This is a genomic window from Salinithrix halophila, assembly GCF_042650125.1.
Taxonomy (GTDB): domain Bacteria; phylum Bacillota; class Bacilli; order Thermoactinomycetales; family DSM-45169; genus Salinithrix; species Salinithrix halophila.
In genome coordinates this window covers 489153-505608 of sequence record NZ_JBHSAP010000007.1, presented here as the reverse complement: position 1 = coordinate 505608, position 16456 = coordinate 489153, and the positions used below count along the sequence as shown (strand labels likewise).

The following is a 16456-nucleotide window of genomic DNA, read 5'->3' as shown; positions in this document are numbered from 1 at the left end:
GCATCCCTCCTGTCAAATACTGTAATCCTCGGGGGTCTGGATCGGACGCTTGTTTTCCCACCACCACATGGAGAAGAACTCCAGATCTTCGTCTCCAATATTGACAATGCTATGTCTGGTATGAGGTTCAAAGTAGACGACATCTCCTGCTTGTACCACGTCCTGCTGGTCATCCGATTTTACTTGCCCGCACCCTTTCACGATAATGAAGGTTTCTTTCTCCTCATGGTGGTGTGGCAAGGACTCCTGCCCAGGGGGGAGGACGCACCAGGCTCCTTCGAAGGGAGTGGTCACCCCTTTCCAAGGGAACGTTCGTTGTGCATACAAGTTGTACTCAAAACCCAAGCGATCCCGTTCCAAACGTTGAATCTTCATGATTCATCCTCCTTTATCGACTTCCCCTATAATCTACTAGAGTGAGAAAAAATCTGTATTCCGGATGAGAGACTCTCCTATTGATTGGGGGAGGGAAAAGAGGAGAAACGGGAATATTGGGTGAACGATATACAATAATGTATATCTCAAGGAACGACACTGTATTTCAGCCTACTGTTAATCGTATCTAGCAATTGGATGGTATGTTGCAGATAAGGTTCTCTACTGCGGATATGAAAAAGACTATAAGCTAGGGTTGCATATTCCAAGGCGGCTCCGACCCGATTCATTTGTACTAGGGAGTAGCCCATCTGGTAATATAATTCGCCGAGCAGATATAATGTGTCCAGTTTGATGCAGGTCTGGATCGCTTTCTCCAAGGCCTGGGTCGCCTCAAGGTGCTGCTGGGCCTTATTAAAAGCCAGACTCAAATTATATTGAATACGGATAGCGATGGTGGGGTTTTTTGGCTGGACCAATTGTTTAAACCGCTCTAGGCACCATTGAAACGTTGAGATAGCCTCTTGGATCTGGTTGATTTCCATATGGACATTTCCTCGGGTGATCATAATCTCAATATCTGTTTCCGTAAGAGAAAGGTCTGGAACGGAGATTTCCATGGCTTCCTGGAGAACGTGCAGAGCCTGTTTATAATCTCGGTCCCTGTAGTAAAGGACCATTCCTTTGTGCCACAGGAGAAACTTCTGGTCTTTTGCCTGATGGAAGCAGGGGTTTATCCGCTCCCGCTCCACCAGTATCTGCACTTCATCGTAGCGCTTCTCCCTGACCAGCTCCCGGATGGTCTCTTTTGTGATTTCGACATAATGGTAATCGACGTCATGATACCCGTGGAAAAAATAATCGAGAGTGACTCCGCATTTCAGACTGATGGCGTACAAAATGTCCACACAGGGGATGGTCTTGCCGCTCTCAATCCGGCTGATCTCCGCTTGTGTACAGACCCCATCGGCTAATTCTTTCTGCGTAATCCCAAGCCGAAGCCGGAGTTCCCTAATAATCGGACCGATATTCATATTCTCCAACCTCCTGCAAGGTAGATAGGAAAATAATTATTTGTATAAAAACCGATGATCCGAGAGGAAAGAGGCTTTTTACCGTCAGTCACTTCAATTCGTAGCAAATAAGGGGAAAAACAGACATATTTGAAAACTAATATACTATTATCCAGACAAAAAGAAAAACCATTGAGAGGGGACTGGATATGATTTGTCCAAGCATTCTCTTCTGGAATCTGCCCCTACCCCCTTTTTCCGAAAGTTTCAAAAAGCACGAAGGCCTTAGACCCTTGCCTGCGGAGAATTGAGCCGGAGTATGAAGAAGGTGGATGGAACCGGATACTTGGGAGTGTTGCGGATTGATAAGGATCATACGAGAAGGGTGGGAAACCTTTCTCACGGATTTTCGGGCAGTCAAGGAACAAGATCCAGCTGCCCGCCATTGGGCAGAAATTCTATTTACTTACTCCGGGCTCCATGCGATTTGCTTTCACCGGATCGCCCATTTTCTGTTTAGACGGAAGCAGTTTTTTTTAGCCCGGTTGATTTCCCAGTGGTCACGGTTCTTGACAGGGATTGAGATTCATCCGGGGGCGGTGATCGGAAAAGGTTTCTTTATCGACCACGGCATGGGGGTCGTCATCGGAGAGACCTGCGAAATCGGGGATCATGTTACCCTCTATCAAGGGGTGACTCTGGGGGGAACGGGGAAAGAGAAAGGAAAACGGCACCCCACTCTCGGTAATCATGTGATGGTCTCTTCGGGAGCCAAGGTTCTTGGAGCGATCCAAGTCGGGTCGGGGGCCAAGATTGGAGCGGGTGCCGTCGTTTTACGTAATGTTCCGCCGGACTCCACGGTTGTCGGAGTTCCGGGCAGGGTGGTATCCCAAAACGGCGTGCGAATGGACCCAGCTTGGGATTTTTCCCAAGTACCGGATCCCGTAGCTCAATCGATGAAGCGGATGCAAAATGAACTCTTCTTGCTCTGGATGACGATCAATCGGGCGGATGATCGATTAAAGCAGATGGAACAAGAAAAAGCGAAAGTGCAATGAAAAGGGACCGACTATTGTCGGTCCCTAAGTTTTTATGGGTAGCTTTGGGGGTATGTCAATTGGCTAGAGATTCGGTTTTTATCTTTGGAACGGTACGCAAGTCTGGGAGGAAGAAACTGAATAACACGGCTCCCCCCAAAAGAAGGGCTGAAAAGATAAAAGCGGCGCCATACCCCCCAGTCAAATCATATAACCACCCTGGAATGTAGGCTCCTAAAGCTGAACCGACTTGATGGCCGAAGGACAGCCATCCCAAGACCAATCCGACACTCTTTGCTTGAAAATAACGGGTTGTCTTTAGTGTTGTGGGAGCTACTGTTGAGAAGTCGACCAAACCGAAAAGGATGGCGAACAACCACAGCAAGTAGGCTTGGTGGGTATAGATTAGGCAGAATACCGTTACGGCTCGGATGGCGTACAGAGTCACCAGCATCCAGCGAATGTTCCACCGGTCGGCAAAATGGCCGGAAGCCAAGGTGCCGATGACGTTGAACAGGGCTAACAGGCTGACTGCTGTTCCGGTGACAGCCGCTGAAAATCCGTGCCCGTGGGCGAAGGGGATCAAATGGGTATCCATCAACCCTGTCGTTGTAAACCCGCAGATGGAATAGGGGAGGATTAGGCACCAAAAGCCCCGATGACGCCAAAAAGGAGGGCCCGTCTCCTCCAGATTTTCTTTTGTCTTCGGTGTCTCCTGGGCTGTTGGTTCTCCCCCATAGGGTTGTAGTCCCATGTCAGAGGGACGGTTCTTCAGAAAAATTAACAGAAGGGGAAAAGCGACAAGAACGAGAATCCCCCCCAAAGTCAATGAAGCCGCCTGCCATCCTGTTCTTTCGATTAAACCCAATGCCAGGGGAACGATAAAGAATTGTCCGGCTCCAAATCCTGAGGTGATAATTCCCAGGGCCAGTCCCCTTTTTTCATTAAACCAATGTGTGACGGCCACTGAGGCTGCCACGCTGGAGGCGCCGCCGAATCCGATGGAAGCTAGGATTCCGAACCAAGCCCACAACTCCCAGGTTGTCGAAGCTGTCACAGTCAAAAGAAAGCCGATACCGGCGATAAGGGCACTGTAAGACAGGACACGCCGTACACCCCACCGGTCGATTAGCTTCCCTACGAGGGGCTGGGTTAATCCGTAAACGATAAAACTTAAGGTGCCGATGAAGGAGACGGTCCCTCTGCCCGCTGCGTAAGATTCTTCCCACGGAACGATGAATGCGCCGAATGACAACCGCGCACCTTGAACCGTCAGCAGGGAAAAGAAGGAGAAAAACAACACCCACCAACCGTAATGAATTTTTCGCATGTCGCTCCCCTTTCCCATCCTTTTTTACAGGATAAGGGTTATTAGGGGCATGTGAGAATAGAAAATCCGATAGGTTGGACGGGTCCTACCAACAAATTGTATGGAATTATGCAAAATCACCTGCAAATTTAAATAGCTAGAGAGCCGTTTCCGTCAAAAGATCTAGGGGGAAACGGGCCTTGAGACCGATGAAAGAGGCCAAACTTCCACCGATAATGAGATGGAGAACCGCGAAGGAGGATTGGATATGGACCAGACATCCTACATCTGCATCACCTGCGGCACCCGATTTAGTGAATCAGAGAAAGAGCCTATCAGCTGCCCCATTTGCATGGACGACCGGCAATATATCCGTCCCGGGGGTCAGGCTTGGACTACTTTGGAAGTGATGAAAAATGCAGGATACCGGAATGAACAGCTGCCCTTGGAGCCGAGACTTACGGAAATCGTCACCCGTCCTTCTTTCGCTATCGGGCAACGGGCCCTCTTGTTGAAGACAGAAGACGGCAATTTCTTATGGGACTGCACGACCTACCTGGATGATAAGACAGTGGAATGGATGCGACAGAAAGGGGGATTGAAGGGGATTGTGATCTCCCACCCCCATTTTTATAGTAACTATGCGGGCTGGGGAGAGGCTCTCGATTGTCCGGTGTACCTGCACGAAGCGGATCGTGATTGGGTGATGGGGCCAAAGGACAAGATCCAGTTTTGGTCGGGGGATGAATACCGTCTTACCTCCAACGTAACAGCTGTTCGCCTTGGCGGTCACTTTCCTGGGAGCACCTTTCTTCATTGGAGAGAAGGCGCCGAGGGGAAAGGGTCTATCCTGACCGGGGATACCATTTTTGTGACTCCTGGCCTAGACCGGGTCAGCTTTATGTACAGCTTTCCCAATCACATTCCTCTCCCAGCACAGGAGATGCAGCGGATTCGACTCGTGATAGAAGGTTGGGATTTTGATCACATCCACGGAGCCTGGTCAGGGAGGTCGATCACCGGCGACGGCAAGGCGATCACCCTTCGTTCCATCGACCACTATCTTGGGATGTTAGAAGGATGAGAGATATCGGGCCCTGTTGAAAGGAGGAACTGTTATGTGGGAACCTATGCTCGAGTTGAAGATTGAAGAACACTGGAGACGGGTGGAACGGATTAATCGGAGAGGGTGGATATTCCTTTCAGATCCCAAAAAGATTCGGAGTTAAGAGATGTGCCGATTGCGGCTACTGAGGGTAGCGAAGGGGTAAATGAGAAAAGCCTGCATGACGCAGGCTTTTTTTATCACTGAGCTGCATTTTGGGCTCATCCGCGGGTGGAGACAGGGGTTTTAGCGGGGAGTGGATGTTGCCGCTTTTCGCGGATGAGTTGTACCGTTTTTGCTGCCAGGAAAGCGATTAGGATCGCTGCTAACACATCTCCCGGATAATGATGGCCCACAAAGGGACGGGAAATGCCGATCATGAGTGCCAACACTAACAGGATTCCGCCCAGGAAACGGTTGTGATACCAAAGGGCGAAAGCAATGGCAAATGCGCCGGTGGTATGATCACTTGGAAAGGACGAATCGGCGGCATGGTGAAGGAGCACATTCACTTGATCATGGGTTACGAAGGGGCGTTCCCGAGACCAACATTGACCGATCCCATAACTTATGATAAAAGCTAGCATCAAGGTCACACCGGCATAGAAACCGCCGATCCGTTGGGATTTAGAACGCCAGTTGAGCAGCATAAGGAACAAGAGGATGGCAAATCCATAAGGGCCGTAAGCCGTCATGCCCATCATCAACCCATCCAAAAGTGGATTTTTCCCAGCAAAACTGTTGATCCATTGAAAAATCGTGAAGTCCATCGGTTATTTCCCCTTTACCTTTTCTATATCTATGGACTTCATTGTACTGGGTCCTCCTATCGAGGTAAATAAGCAAATGGCACAAAAAAACACCAACCATCTTTTAAAAAAGGAGGTGGTGTCAAGAGGATTACTCTTTAAGCATCTTTGTGAAGGAATTGATTCACTAGATCAGTGGCCTGTTCTTCCGTGATTTTTTTAACGGATACCAATTCGCTGATAAACATTTGCATCGCATTGTCGAGCATTTTCTTCTCGCCAGCTCCGAGCACGCGGTCTTTATTAATTCGGAGCAAATCACGGATGACCTCGGCTCCTTTATAGATGTCGCCGGTTTTCAGTTTATCCATGTTTTTGCGATACCGTTGGTTCCAGGCGACCGACGAATCGGATTTATGATCATGGAAGGTGTGCAGAACATCGTCCATGGTATCGCGATCGACAATCTCTCGGATACCCAGATTCATAACCTTTTCCATGGGAATCATGATATGAACGTTACCCATCGGCATATTTATCAAGTAGTAGTGTTGTTTTTCTCCCAGGATTTCTTTCTCTTCAATGGCTTCAATGATACCGGCTCCATGCATGGGATACACAATTTTATCGCCAACTTGAAACAGAAAATCACCCCCTGGAGTAGTCCTATTTATGATATCATACATTGGACGATATAGCAAACAAAACAAACAATATTACCACACATGGCCGACGGCAGTCAATGAGCTTGTCGAAAAAAGATATTGCTTTGCAAAAACTGATGACATGTGCTATACTAATTTCTGGTTGTAATATTGAGGTATAATTCACATGTTATAAAGGGTTATAAGGCTGGGGTTGTAATCCTTTATAATGTGTGAATTGTTACCGGATATGTGCAACACATTATATTTTTTGGAGGTTTTACGATGATCGAAGGTACCGTAAAATGGTTCAACGCTGAAAAAGGTTTTGGCTTCATCGAAGTGGAAGGACGCGACGACGTGTTCGTTCATTTCTCCGCCATCAACGCCGAAGGCTTTAAGTCTCTGGATGAAGGCGACAAAGTGCGCTTTGAAATCACCCAAGGCAACCGTGGCGAGCAAGCTCAAAACGTAGAAAAAATCTAAGCACGAACCGATAAAAAAACTACCGGCATCCTATGCCGGTAGTTTTTTTATTTTGCATGGCCCGGTTTCTTCCTGATAGAAACCGGGCCTTTTTGCGTCTTTAGATTCGGACCTTTGGCTTAGGCCTGGACCTATTTCAGGGGGGACTTTGTCTGTAGGAGGATTTCCGTCTTGGTCCGGAGGCTGAAGAAGACGGAATCCCCTACAATGAGAAGCATAACGGATTTCGGGAGGTATCATGAATGAAAAAAGATTGGATCCTTGTCGGTCCCCTCGATGAACTTCAAAAATCGCGTGTCAAACTGGTCAGAGGCGACCGGTATGGAATCGCTGTGTTTTTTTACGAGAATGAGGTATTTGCCGTGGATAATCGCTGCCCTCATATGGGTTTTCCGCTTCACAAGGGAGCCCTGAAAGACGGTATCCTGACGTGTGAATGGCATCATGCCCGTTTTGACATCCGGAGTGGAGGAACGCTGGACCCCTGGGCGGATGATGTTCAAGTTCATGCGGTAGAGGTGAGAGAGGGTCAGGTTTGGGTTGATCCCAGGTCAAAGCCAAGAGTAGTGGGGGCTTCCCGCTCTTCAAGTGGCTCGTGCGGAGGAAACAGGGCTTGCTATTGTCACGACGATCACGACGAGGAGACTCTGGGCCATGATCGGGAAGATCGAGCCGAAAACCGTGAGAACCAACTCCAACAAGTGCAGGAGAGGGAGCGGTACCGCCGCCGTTTGCGGGAGGGTCTGGAACATAACCTCGCTCTTGTCATCGCCAAAGCAGTGGTGGGGTTAGTAGAGGCGGAGGAACCCCCAGAAGCTATTGCAAGGATCGGTATCCAATTTGGAACAACCCACAGGCGGTCCGGCTGGCGCGGCGGATTGACGATCCTGACGGCGATGCTCTATATCCTTCCCCGACTGGATAAGAAAGGGAAGATACTCGCTCTTTATCATGGCATGGTTCATATCGCCTGGGAAAGTGCCGGATCGGGAACCTGGTTTTTGCATGAGGCTTTGCCTGAGGAAGAAGAAGTGGACTTGACCCGCCTCACCCGCTGGTACAGGCAGGCGGTGGAAGTGAGGGATGTGAGGGGGGCGGAACGAATCCTTCTTACGGCCATTCGGGCTGGGGCGGAAACGGGACAGCTTTCTGATATGATGCTGGCCGCCTTGACGGACCATTTCTATATGGATACCGGCCATGTTCTAGATTTTCACAACAAAGCTTTTGAGGTGCTGGAGCATGTAGGGGATGGAGAGCGAGAGCGGGTCCTTACCTCCCTACTCCCTCAGTTGGCAGGGGCGGAACGGAGTGAGGAACGCCATAGCTGGCAGGCACCCGTCGACTTGGTGGCACCGCTCCATACCGCCTTTCGGGAGCTGGAAGGGATGGCATTCGGCGACGGAAAAGGAGAAGACGGAGAAGAAGCGTGGATGGAGCGATTCCTAGGGGATCGCCCCGTCGCCACCGTCGAAAAGATGGTATCTGCCCTGAAGGCAGGGATGGCCCCTGCCCGGTTGGCCCGCCTTGTCACCCTCGCAGCAGCAGAACGGATTGCTCGTTTTCATGTGCAAAATGAATTCAGTGATTGGATCACCGTCCTCCACACCTTTACCCATGCCCATGCCGTTCACAAGAGCCTTCTTCGTTCGCCATCTCCTGCCTTGATGCGGGCTGTGTTTCATGGAGCAATGAGTGTATACCTGGATCGCTTCCTCAACGTGCCTGCTGCCCGCCTCCCGGAGGAGAAGGCCGAGGGAGACCGCTCCCCGTTGAATCCCGATGAGCTCCTCGAGCTGATGGACAAACAACAACAGGTAGCAGAGGCTGCGGAGTGGGTGGCCGACTATCTAGATGCCGGTGGGGATAAAGGTGCTCTCTTCAATACGCTGGGTTACTCTCTGCTCCGCGAGGACGCAGAATTCCATTCTTTCCAGATGATCGAGGCGGCCCTTGACGAACATGACCGCTGGGAGGCAGAAGATACTGCCTTTGCCCGTCGTGCTTCTCGGATACTTATACTAGCGATGACCCGCTATCTGGCTGCCCATGCCCCCACAGCTCGGGAGATACCCCGCACAGCAAACATTGCATGGCGGTTGCACCGGGGTGAACATCTTTTCGACCAGCCCTCTTAGGGAAAAGTCCCCTTTTCCCTAAGGGGGCTTCTTGGTTTACAATGGGGAGGGAAACCCCGTCGTGGTACTCTGTCGCGGCGGGTTGTCATGAAGGAGTGTGAAGGGTGTGTCAGTGTCAAAGGAAATCGAATCAACGGATGGCTATCAAGTTTTGCTATATTACAAGTACGTTCGGATCGATGATCCGAAGGATTTTGCTAAAAGACATCTCGCTTTCTGTCAAGAGTTGGGCCTAAAAGGACGCATTCTGGTAGCTGAAGAGGGGATCAACGGTACGGTTTCCGGCACGATTGCCGCCACGGAGGTTTACATGGAGGCGATGCACCAGGACCCTCGGTTCCGGGAGATGGTATTCAAGGTAGATCCCCATGAAGGACACGCGTTTAAAAAAATGCATGTGCGCCCTAAAGAAGAGCTGGTCACCTTCCGTGTCGACCGGGAATTAGACCCGAATCAGAAAAGCGGAAAACGCCTCTCTCCCAAAGAATTTCATGAGGCGATGCAGGACGAAGAGGTACTGATTCTCGATGGTCGCAACGATTACGAGTATGACCTTGGCCGTTTTAAAAACGCCATCCGTCCCAATGTCCGTTCGTTTCGGGAGTTTCCCGACTGGATCCGAGACCACCTGGCTGATTACAAAGACAAAAAAATCCTTACCTACTGCACGGGGGGGATCCGCTGCGAGAAACTGACCGCCTACATGCTGGAGGAGGGATTCCGGGATGTCGCCCAGCTGGAGGGTGGGATCGTTACCTATGGGAAAGATCCAGAGGTGAAGGGGTTAGATTTCGAAGGCAAATGTTTTGTTTTTGACGAGCGCCTCTCTGTATCGGTTAACCGGGTGGAGGAGATGACGGTGGGTCGATGCCTTCACTGCGGCGAACCGTCAGAACGCTATATCAACTGCCGGAATGATCCATGCCACCGCTTGTATCTTTGCTGTTCCGGTTGTGAAGAAGAGCACGGGGGATTCTGCGGGTCGTCCTGCGAGAAGGAAGCAAAGACCGTCTAATCATGCGTCCTACAAGGGGCGTTTTTTTAAGTCCTAATCTACCCATTGATCCAAAAATCCAACTACCATCTATAGCAAAATTTAACCAACCGAATACAATATTCTTATAAACCGAATCGATAGATTGAAAGAAGGCAGGATCGCTCCTAAAGGAAAAAGACCAATTGAACAATTGGTCTGATCGTTAACCGGTGAATTTCCTTTTTTTCTATTAGCCGTCGGAACCGTCGGGGGATTGATTTTGCCCGGGATTTTGCTGGAGAGATACTGTGCCAGACTGATTGGGCTGGTTCTGTATCGCTGGAGGTTGGCTCGCACCGAGGATCGTTGATGTATTGAGGGAGCCAGCATTGCCGTTGGTGGGTAATCCCGGGGTGCCGTTCGTTTCGCAGCGGTCAGGGTTCAAATCCTGTACGGGTTTGACCCCGGGAAGTTTGGCGATGACGGGTCGGGTGACCGTTATCGTCGTACGGAAGACGACTTTAAACCGAATGGCAGCCACCGTGATTCCCAGTGCGGCGATCCCCTGAACGATCACCGCTTCGACTTGGAAGGGGGTCTCCGTTAAGGTATCTTGCGGGCAAGCCCCTGGGCATTCGGTTTCCTGTTGGAAGGGCAAGTTGACCTGAACAGGGAGCTCGATGCCGGCGATGGTGATGTTGGCCGGGATAAAACCGGTGTTGATCACTTTATCGCGGATCAGGAGGGTGTTGCTTACGGCGCCATTGATATCCGGTGTCAGTGTGACAAGGGGGGTGATGGTGCCGGTTGGATCAATGGTAATGATAGGGTTAATGGTAACGGCAGGCAGGATGAGTTCGGCGACCTTTTGAACGTTTGTGCTGCAAACGAGAGAATTGACAACGAAACAATCCGATGTCAGGGCAGGAGGAGTGGGTGTAGGTTGCAGCGGTATACATGCCTGAGGAATATTATTGCAGCAATCGGCCATCTATTCTTCATCCCTTTCCTTTTTAGGTGATAACACACACACTTTCAGACGGATGATCACTAGCAGCCGGATGCTTCCCCGGGGTAAACTGAAGTCCGGATCGACGAATTGGGTCTTCAGCTGCACGCTCTTCACCTGCACGGCCGTCACGATATCACGTGGGTGAAGGCCGATAAAGCATTGGAAGGGCACCCGGACAAACACGCATGGGCAGTGGGTCCCGGCGTTAATAAGGACCTGAACATTCCCCTGGACGACGTCTCCATGGGTTTGTGTGATGGGGTCGATGGTTAGGTTGCCGGTTCGAATGCTGGAAAATGCCCCATTTCCAAAAGCATCGACCAGCTCTCCATTCTGCACCTGAAGACCACCGAACTGTTGATGGGACAAATCGACTTTAAACTGAGCGGTACAACAGACCGGGAAGCACCTGACAGCGGCAGGTTTTCCAGGTGTAGGAATGGGTTTACACGGATCCACCTTCATATCACCCTGCACCGGCTGGGAAAAGCTTAAGGAGTCACCATCGATAAAATCCAGTTCATCGATCACCTGGGCCATTTGGTTATCATTGAGCTGGATTGAAGAGGTGGACTGACATTTACGACACAAAATACATCCCCCTTTCATCTATTCGGGAAAAATGACATTTCCGGTTTCATCTTATTCAGAGACCGAACCAACGTACAAAGGCAGACAACTAAAGATCCGCCTTTTTTTCTATGGATCGCCCGTCATAGAGATTGTTTGAGCCTAAGCAGGATGTATTCCCATCTCCCATACTCTTGTGATACGCGGCTGGGACAGAAAATGTTCCCCATTTGAAAAAAAGCAGCTCGGCTTTTTTAGAGGCCAGGCTGCCTGTTTGTCAATCGGTGGGATGGTATAAATTTTTTAGATTTCACAACCGGCCTGTTCAAAAATTGGCGAAGTTCTTCACCGGATTGTGAATCCAACGATTTGATTTCCCGTTCCAAGAGGGATTTTGCAAACCGATATAATTCCACATCCAGGGCATTTCTCTCTTGGATCCGTTGTATGATTGAATCGGTCAGCTGGTTTTTCTGGGGACGGTTCGGAGTGATATTCAATTTTTGATAGTGGAGGTCTCCCCAACCGAATTTCCGCTTCATCAGGAAGATGGATTCATCAAATCGCTCCGTGATCCCGACTGCGCGGAAGCGGGTGAGATGATGTTTAGCGGTATCTATATCCAGGCTTCCTCCTGTGATATACAGCGTTTGCGTATCGGCCTGATAGTGGTTGCTTTCGACGAAATCCTCGAAAGTCAGGTTGAAGATGACACTAGCCGGCTCTTGAATAGGGAGATAGATAATTTTCAGGAAATTGTACAGGGAGATCAATCGTTCAACAGGGTCCCTGAGCATGGTGATATAAGAGACGGGCCTGGAACATGGGTTTTCCAAAAGGAGCGATCGATTCCAGTACGGCATCCAGATTCCATATCCGATATGTCCGCCGATACATTTTTTGCACGCCAAGAGGGGCTTCATATCTGGGGGCTGTTCTTTATCGAGATAGAAGGGCTTCATAAGGGGACCGTATTCTTTTTTTAAGATGGAACGCAAGGTTGTACCCGCTGTTTTGGGAATATGAATAAAAATGATCAATTCGTCTTTGATGGAGATTCCTCCTTTTCCCCGACATTCCAGTGTGATTGAGAGTAGCATCCCAAGGCGGGGATGGTGACCCGATGATCGGTTATTTTATGTTATTCCAGGACTGCAGGTCCGGGCTTCGGATATTCGCCGTGGCAGGATCATCCCTAAATTCTTAGGATAAATGGGAGATCCGTGGAGGGTCGTTGTCCCGATACAACAACCGGAGAAAAGTTCAACGAAGAAGGGATGCAACCTTGGGCTCATGGAAGCGGGAACAGAAGATGTGGGATATACGGGTTGCCTATGTCAAATCCGCCTACACGGGTGTTTATTCGGTAATCAACGAGGGGATTATCAGGGCTTTGAAAGAGCTGGTCAACGAGGTCTATGATGTCAGCCCGTCGGAGAATGTCGCCCGTAAAGTGGCGGATAAGGAGCCCGACGTCGTTCTTGTCTTGCTTGGAGACCAAGTTCCCGCCGGGCAGATTGCCGAGTTGAGTGAGCAAGGGATTAAAACGGCTGTATGGCTGACGGATGACCCGTACTATACCGATACGACCGTCACGTATGTAAGAGAGTATGATTATATTTTCACCATGGAATTAAGCTGCATCTCCTTATATCAGCTCATGGGATGCGATGAGGTTCATTACCTACCGTTGGGGGTCAATACCCAGGTGTTTTACCCCCAAAAGGTCCATTCGTCCTATCAACGGGATATTTGTTTTATCGGGACCGGATGGAGGAACCGAGTCGATTTTATCGAAGAAATTTCCGATTATTTAGCCAGTAGGGATTTTATTATTATCGGCCCGCTGTGGAATGCCCTTCCCTCCTATGCTATGTTGTCCCATAACATTCATCTTCTCGGTACTCCGTTTTCCGAGACCAACCGCTATTTTAACGGGTCCAAAATCGTGATCAACCTTCACCGTTCTTATGACGATATGACCTATTTCATCGGGAATTCACGAAGGATCTATGCTCATTCCGTCAATCCCCGGACCTTTGAAATCTGCGCCTGTGGTGCCTTCCAACTGACGGACTTGCGCCCGGATTTGCAGACATTTTATACGCCTGAAGAGGAACTGGCCACCTTCAGAAATCCAAAGGAATTGGTGGATAAACTGGATCACTATCTAAATCGCGAGGATGAACGGAAGCAAATCGCGTCCAAGGGCTTCCACCGGACGATGGAAGAGCATACGTACCAAAAGCGATTGATCCAGTTGCTCCATGTCATCATGGGATCTCCTGATCGGAAGGAGGGGCAGATGCGATGAAGGATCCTTTGGTCAGCGTGGTGATCCCTGCGTATAACCGCCCCTACTTTCTCGAGGTGGCTTTAAGCAGTGTCTTGCGGCAGACCTATTCAAATATCGAAATTGTCATCTGTGACGATAGTACGGATGACCAGGTCCAGTCTATGTTGATCCCTTATTTGGAACGGTTCTCCTGCATACGGTACTACAAGAACGAAAAAAACTTGTTTGTGCAAAATTTTCACAAATGCTTTCAGTTAGCCAAGGGAGAACTGATCAACTACTTGATGGATGATGATTTGTTTCATCCAGAAAAGGTGCAAAAGATGGTGGATGTATTGCAGAGGTTTGAGGATGTTTCCCTCGTCACTTCCTATCGACAGCCCTTTGACCAACATGGGAATCTTCTGCCACCGATCAAGGCTACCGTGAAATTGTTTGAACAAACCGCGGTATTAAACGGAAAAACTTTCGGGAATTATGTCTTATCCCATTGCATCAACGTGATTGGCGAACCGACGACGGTGATGTTCCGCAAAGCAGATCTGACCGAGAATTTTGGCATGTACCGTGGAAAACAATACTCCACCTTGAATGATGTGGCTTCCTGGCTATTGTTGTTATCGAAAGGGAAGGCGGTTTACCTACCGGAGGCATATAGTTATTTCCGGATGCATCCTGAGCAAAACCGGTCTTTCGATGTCCTGTATGCCCCCCTCACGGAATGGTTGGATTTAATGGTGGACTCCAGGAAAGACGGTTTTTTGGAAACCGATCATCTATTCAAAGCAGCTTTGTACACCCACCGTCAATACGTCGAAGAGCTTCAGAAAGTTCAGGATCCCAGGGTTCGGGAAAAAGTGGATACCGTAGAAAAACGGATTGATTCGATTCTCCGGACCTTGAAATAAGGGGGCTTATGTTTATGTGATGAAGATCCCTTTTTTACGTCCTTCCCTGGTAAGGAAAGAGAAGTGGGCCTATTATCTGACCCAGATTGATGAGTCGAGAATTTACAGCAACTATGGGCCCTTAAACAACCGGTTTGAAAGGCGGGTCCTTCAACAGCATTTCGGGGGCCAGGGAGCGGTGACCACTGTCAACAATGCGACAACCGGTTTGATGTTAGCCATTTCCCAAAGTAGACGCCGAGGCGGCAAGTATGCATTGATGCCCAGCTTTACCTTTCCTGCAACCCCTCTAGCGGCGATATGGTGTGGACTGATTCCCTACTTCGTCGATATTCGGCCGGATGACTGGTGCATGGATGAGGAGTTGCTCGAACAGGTATTAAAAAAACTGGGAGACCAGGTAGCCGTGGTGGTTCCCTATGCAGTATTCGGAACCGATCTGAAGCTGGATACGTACCGACAACTTCATCGAAACGGGATTCCCGTGGTGGTTGATGCAGCTTCTAGTTTTGGCACCACAGGGGAAAAGGGTCAGTTCGGCTGTGGTTTTCCCGGCATGGTGGTTTTTAGTTTCCATGCAACCAAATCATTTGGAATCGGTGAGGGAGGTCTCGTGTACAGTGGGAACCCTTCCCTAGTGGACGAAGTGCGTCAAGCTGGAAATTTTGGTTTCTCGCCAGACAGGGAAGTCACGATGCAGGGATTGAACAGCAAAATGTCCGAGTACGTCGCGGCGATCGCTTTAGCCACCCTGGACGCCTTTCCAAAAAAACGCAGCACGATCGAACGGGTTGTCCAATGGTACAAAGAGCAGTTTCAGCAGCACCACCTCTTTCATCAAGGATGGCGCTACCAGGAGACAAAGGGGCGTGTCACTCCCCAGTTTTTGTCCGTTTTATGCCCGGCGGATCAGTCCAACCAGGAGATTGTAAATCAGCTCCATGGACGCGGGATTGAAGCACGTACGTATTTTTCTCCTTCCTGTCATCAGCATCGACAGTTCCAATCCTGTCCTCGGACAGCGCTGTCTGTCACCCATCATATAGCCGGTCGTATTCTCAGTTTGCCTTTATGGGAGGAACTGACCGTGGAACATATCCGCTTCATCGTCGGGGGTGTATCAACGAATGATAGACGTCATCATCTGGGGGTGCGGGGGGCACGGGAGAGAGGTCTGTCTGATCTGTGAGCTGGCGGGAGTCCGAGTCATCGGATTTTTGGATGAAAGGCCGGAAATGAAAGGGCAGGTTGTGGACGGGATTCCAGTCCTGGGCGACATTGGCGATGTTCCTCCCGCTTTTCGGGGCCGGTGTGAGATCCTATGTGCAGGAGTAGCCGATCCCTCGGTGAAAAAGCGATTTGTCGCCAAAACGAGACAAGCGGGCTTTCCCATCGCAGATACGCTGGTCCATCCCTCGGTTCATATCCCCAAGGGAAATACACTCGGAAAAGGCTGTATTGTATCAGCGGGGGCAACGCTAACCCTGAATACCACGCTCGGCGATTTTGTCATTATCAACCGGAATGTGGTGGTGGGGCATGACGCCGTGATCGAGGATTATGCTACCATCGCCCCGATGGTTGTGGTCGGCGGTCATTCAACCATCGGAGAAGGAACGTTTATCGGGATGGGATCGTCGATCCGGGAAAAGATCACCATCGGGTCCTGGTCGTGCATCGGCGGGGGAGCCTTCGTTAAAGATTCTGTGCCGTCCAACGTTCTCTATGCTGGCGTGCCCGCCCGTTTTAAGAAAAACTTGGCATAGAGGTATTGAAAAAATTAGCTGCCGGGTGATCATGGTGGAGACCGCGCCGTGGGCCTGTGGTAAAATGAAACT

17 protein-coding genes are annotated in these 16456 nt (G+C 49.9%); 9 read left to right on the top strand and 8 right to left on the bottom strand.

Annotated elements, in window-relative coordinates:
• Window positions 1–12 precede the first annotated feature (12 nt).
• Together ACFOUO_RS04545 and ACFOUO_RS04540 are read right to left on the bottom strand one after the other, a co-directional pair.
• Entirely contained in the window at window positions 13–375 is a 363-nt protein-coding gene (locus tag ACFOUO_RS04545; protein ID WP_380702594.1) for a cupin domain-containing protein, read from the bottom strand.
• A gap of 146 nt (window positions 376–521) precedes the next feature.
• Window positions 522–1409, bottom strand: a complete 888-nt coding sequence (locus ACFOUO_RS04540; RefSeq protein ID WP_380702592.1) for a helix-turn-helix domain-containing protein — start codon at window positions 1407–1409, stop codon at window positions 522–524.
• A gap of 341 nt (window positions 1410–1750) precedes the next feature.
• On the opposite strand from ACFOUO_RS04540, the gene epsC reads away from it, so the two are divergent.
• Complete coding sequence (epsC, locus tag ACFOUO_RS04535; RefSeq protein ID WP_380702590.1) at window positions 1751–2446, top strand: serine O-acetyltransferase; 696 nt, start codon at window positions 1751–1753, stop codon at window positions 2444–2446.
• Between the two features lie 55 nt (window positions 2447–2501).
• Here epsC and ACFOUO_RS04530 read toward each other — a convergent pair whose 3' ends face one another.
• Window positions 2502–3755: an MFS transporter gene (locus tag ACFOUO_RS04530; RefSeq protein ID WP_380702588.1), complete on the bottom strand. Its 1254-nt coding sequence runs from the start codon at window positions 3753–3755 to the stop codon at window positions 2502–2504.
• Window positions 3756–4002: 247 nt separating this feature from the next.
• On the opposite strand from ACFOUO_RS04530, the gene ACFOUO_RS04525 reads away from it, so the two are divergent.
• Window positions 4003–4818, top strand: coding sequence for a hypothetical protein (locus ACFOUO_RS04525; protein WP_380702586.1), 816 nt, complete (start codon window positions 4003–4005; stop codon window positions 4816–4818).
• A 242-nt stretch (window positions 4819–5060) separates the two neighbouring features.
• Here the strand turns inward: ACFOUO_RS04525 and ACFOUO_RS04520 are convergent, their stop codons facing one another.
• Window positions 5061–5609 (bottom strand): undecaprenyl-diphosphatase, encoded by a 549-nt coding sequence (locus ACFOUO_RS04520; RefSeq protein ID WP_380702584.1) that lies wholly within the window; start codon window positions 5607–5609, stop codon window positions 5061–5063.
• Between the two features lie 137 nt (window positions 5610–5746).
• Window positions 5747–6232, bottom strand: a complete 486-nt coding sequence (locus ACFOUO_RS04515) for a CarD family transcriptional regulator (RefSeq protein WP_380703255.1) — start codon at window positions 6230–6232, stop codon at window positions 5747–5749.
• Between the two features lie 285 nt (window positions 6233–6517).
• Between ACFOUO_RS04515 and ACFOUO_RS04510 the strand changes: the two genes are divergently transcribed.
• The 3 genes from ACFOUO_RS04510 (at window position 6518) to trhO (ending at window position 9871) form a co-directional block, all read left to right on the top strand.
• Entirely contained in the window at window positions 6518–6718 is a 201-nt protein-coding gene (locus ACFOUO_RS04510; RefSeq protein ID WP_380702582.1) for a cold-shock protein, read from the top strand.
• 242 nt (window positions 6719–6960) lie between these two features.
• On the top strand, window positions 6961–8856 hold the full coding sequence (locus ACFOUO_RS04505; protein WP_380702580.1) for a Rieske (2Fe-2S) protein: 1896 nt from the start codon (window positions 6961–6963) through the stop codon (window positions 8854–8856).
• Between the two features lie 124 nt (window positions 8857–8980).
• The gene (trhO, locus tag ACFOUO_RS04500) at window positions 8981–9871 is read left to right on the top strand and encodes an oxygen-dependent tRNA uridine(34) hydroxylase TrhO (RefSeq protein WP_380703253.1); all 891 of its coding nucleotides are present in this window, start codon (window positions 8981–8983) and stop codon (window positions 9869–9871) included.
• Window positions 9872–10082: 211 nt separating this feature from the next.
• Here the strand turns inward: trhO and ACFOUO_RS04495 are convergent, their stop codons facing one another.
• The 3 genes from ACFOUO_RS04495 to ACFOUO_RS04485 all read right to left on the bottom strand — a co-directional run bounded on the left by ACFOUO_RS04495 (window position 10083) and on the right by ACFOUO_RS04485 (window position 12514).
• The gene (locus ACFOUO_RS04495; RefSeq protein ID WP_380702579.1) at window positions 10083–10823 is read right to left on the bottom strand and encodes a hypothetical protein; all 741 of its coding nucleotides are present in this window, start codon (window positions 10821–10823) and stop codon (window positions 10083–10085) included.
• Window positions 10824–11435, bottom strand: a complete 612-nt coding sequence (locus ACFOUO_RS04490; protein WP_380702577.1) for a hypothetical protein — start codon at window positions 11433–11435, stop codon at window positions 10824–10826.
• 233 nt (window positions 11436–11668) lie between these two features.
• Window positions 11669–12514: a sulfotransferase family 2 domain-containing protein gene (locus tag ACFOUO_RS04485; RefSeq protein WP_380702575.1), complete on the bottom strand. Its 846-nt coding sequence runs from the start codon at window positions 12512–12514 to the stop codon at window positions 11669–11671.
• Between the two features lie 185 nt (window positions 12515–12699).
• Between ACFOUO_RS04485 and ACFOUO_RS04480 the strand changes: the two genes are divergently transcribed.
• From ACFOUO_RS04480 to ACFOUO_RS04465, 4 genes are read left to right on the top strand one after another with little or no spacing between them, the layout of a single operon-like run.
• Window positions 12700–13728, top strand: a complete 1029-nt coding sequence (locus ACFOUO_RS04480; protein WP_380702573.1) for a CgeB family protein — start codon at window positions 12700–12702, stop codon at window positions 13726–13728.
• A complete protein-coding gene (locus tag ACFOUO_RS04475) occupies window positions 13725–14618 on the top strand; it encodes a glycosyltransferase family 2 protein (RefSeq protein WP_380702571.1) in 894 nt (297 codons plus the stop codon). The genes ACFOUO_RS04480 and ACFOUO_RS04475 overlap by 4 nt, the downstream gene beginning before the upstream one ends.
• A 16-nt stretch (window positions 14619–14634) precedes the next feature.
• The gene (locus tag ACFOUO_RS04470) at window positions 14635–15807 is read left to right on the top strand and encodes an aminotransferase class I/II-fold pyridoxal phosphate-dependent enzyme (RefSeq protein WP_380702569.1); all 1173 of its coding nucleotides are present in this window, start codon (window positions 14635–14637) and stop codon (window positions 15805–15807) included.
• Entirely contained in the window at window positions 15746–16384 is a 639-nt protein-coding gene (locus tag ACFOUO_RS04465; protein ID WP_380702567.1) for an acetyltransferase, read from the top strand. Before ACFOUO_RS04470 ends, ACFOUO_RS04465 begins: the two co-directional genes overlap by 62 nt.
• Window positions 16385–16456 lie beyond the last annotated feature (72 nt).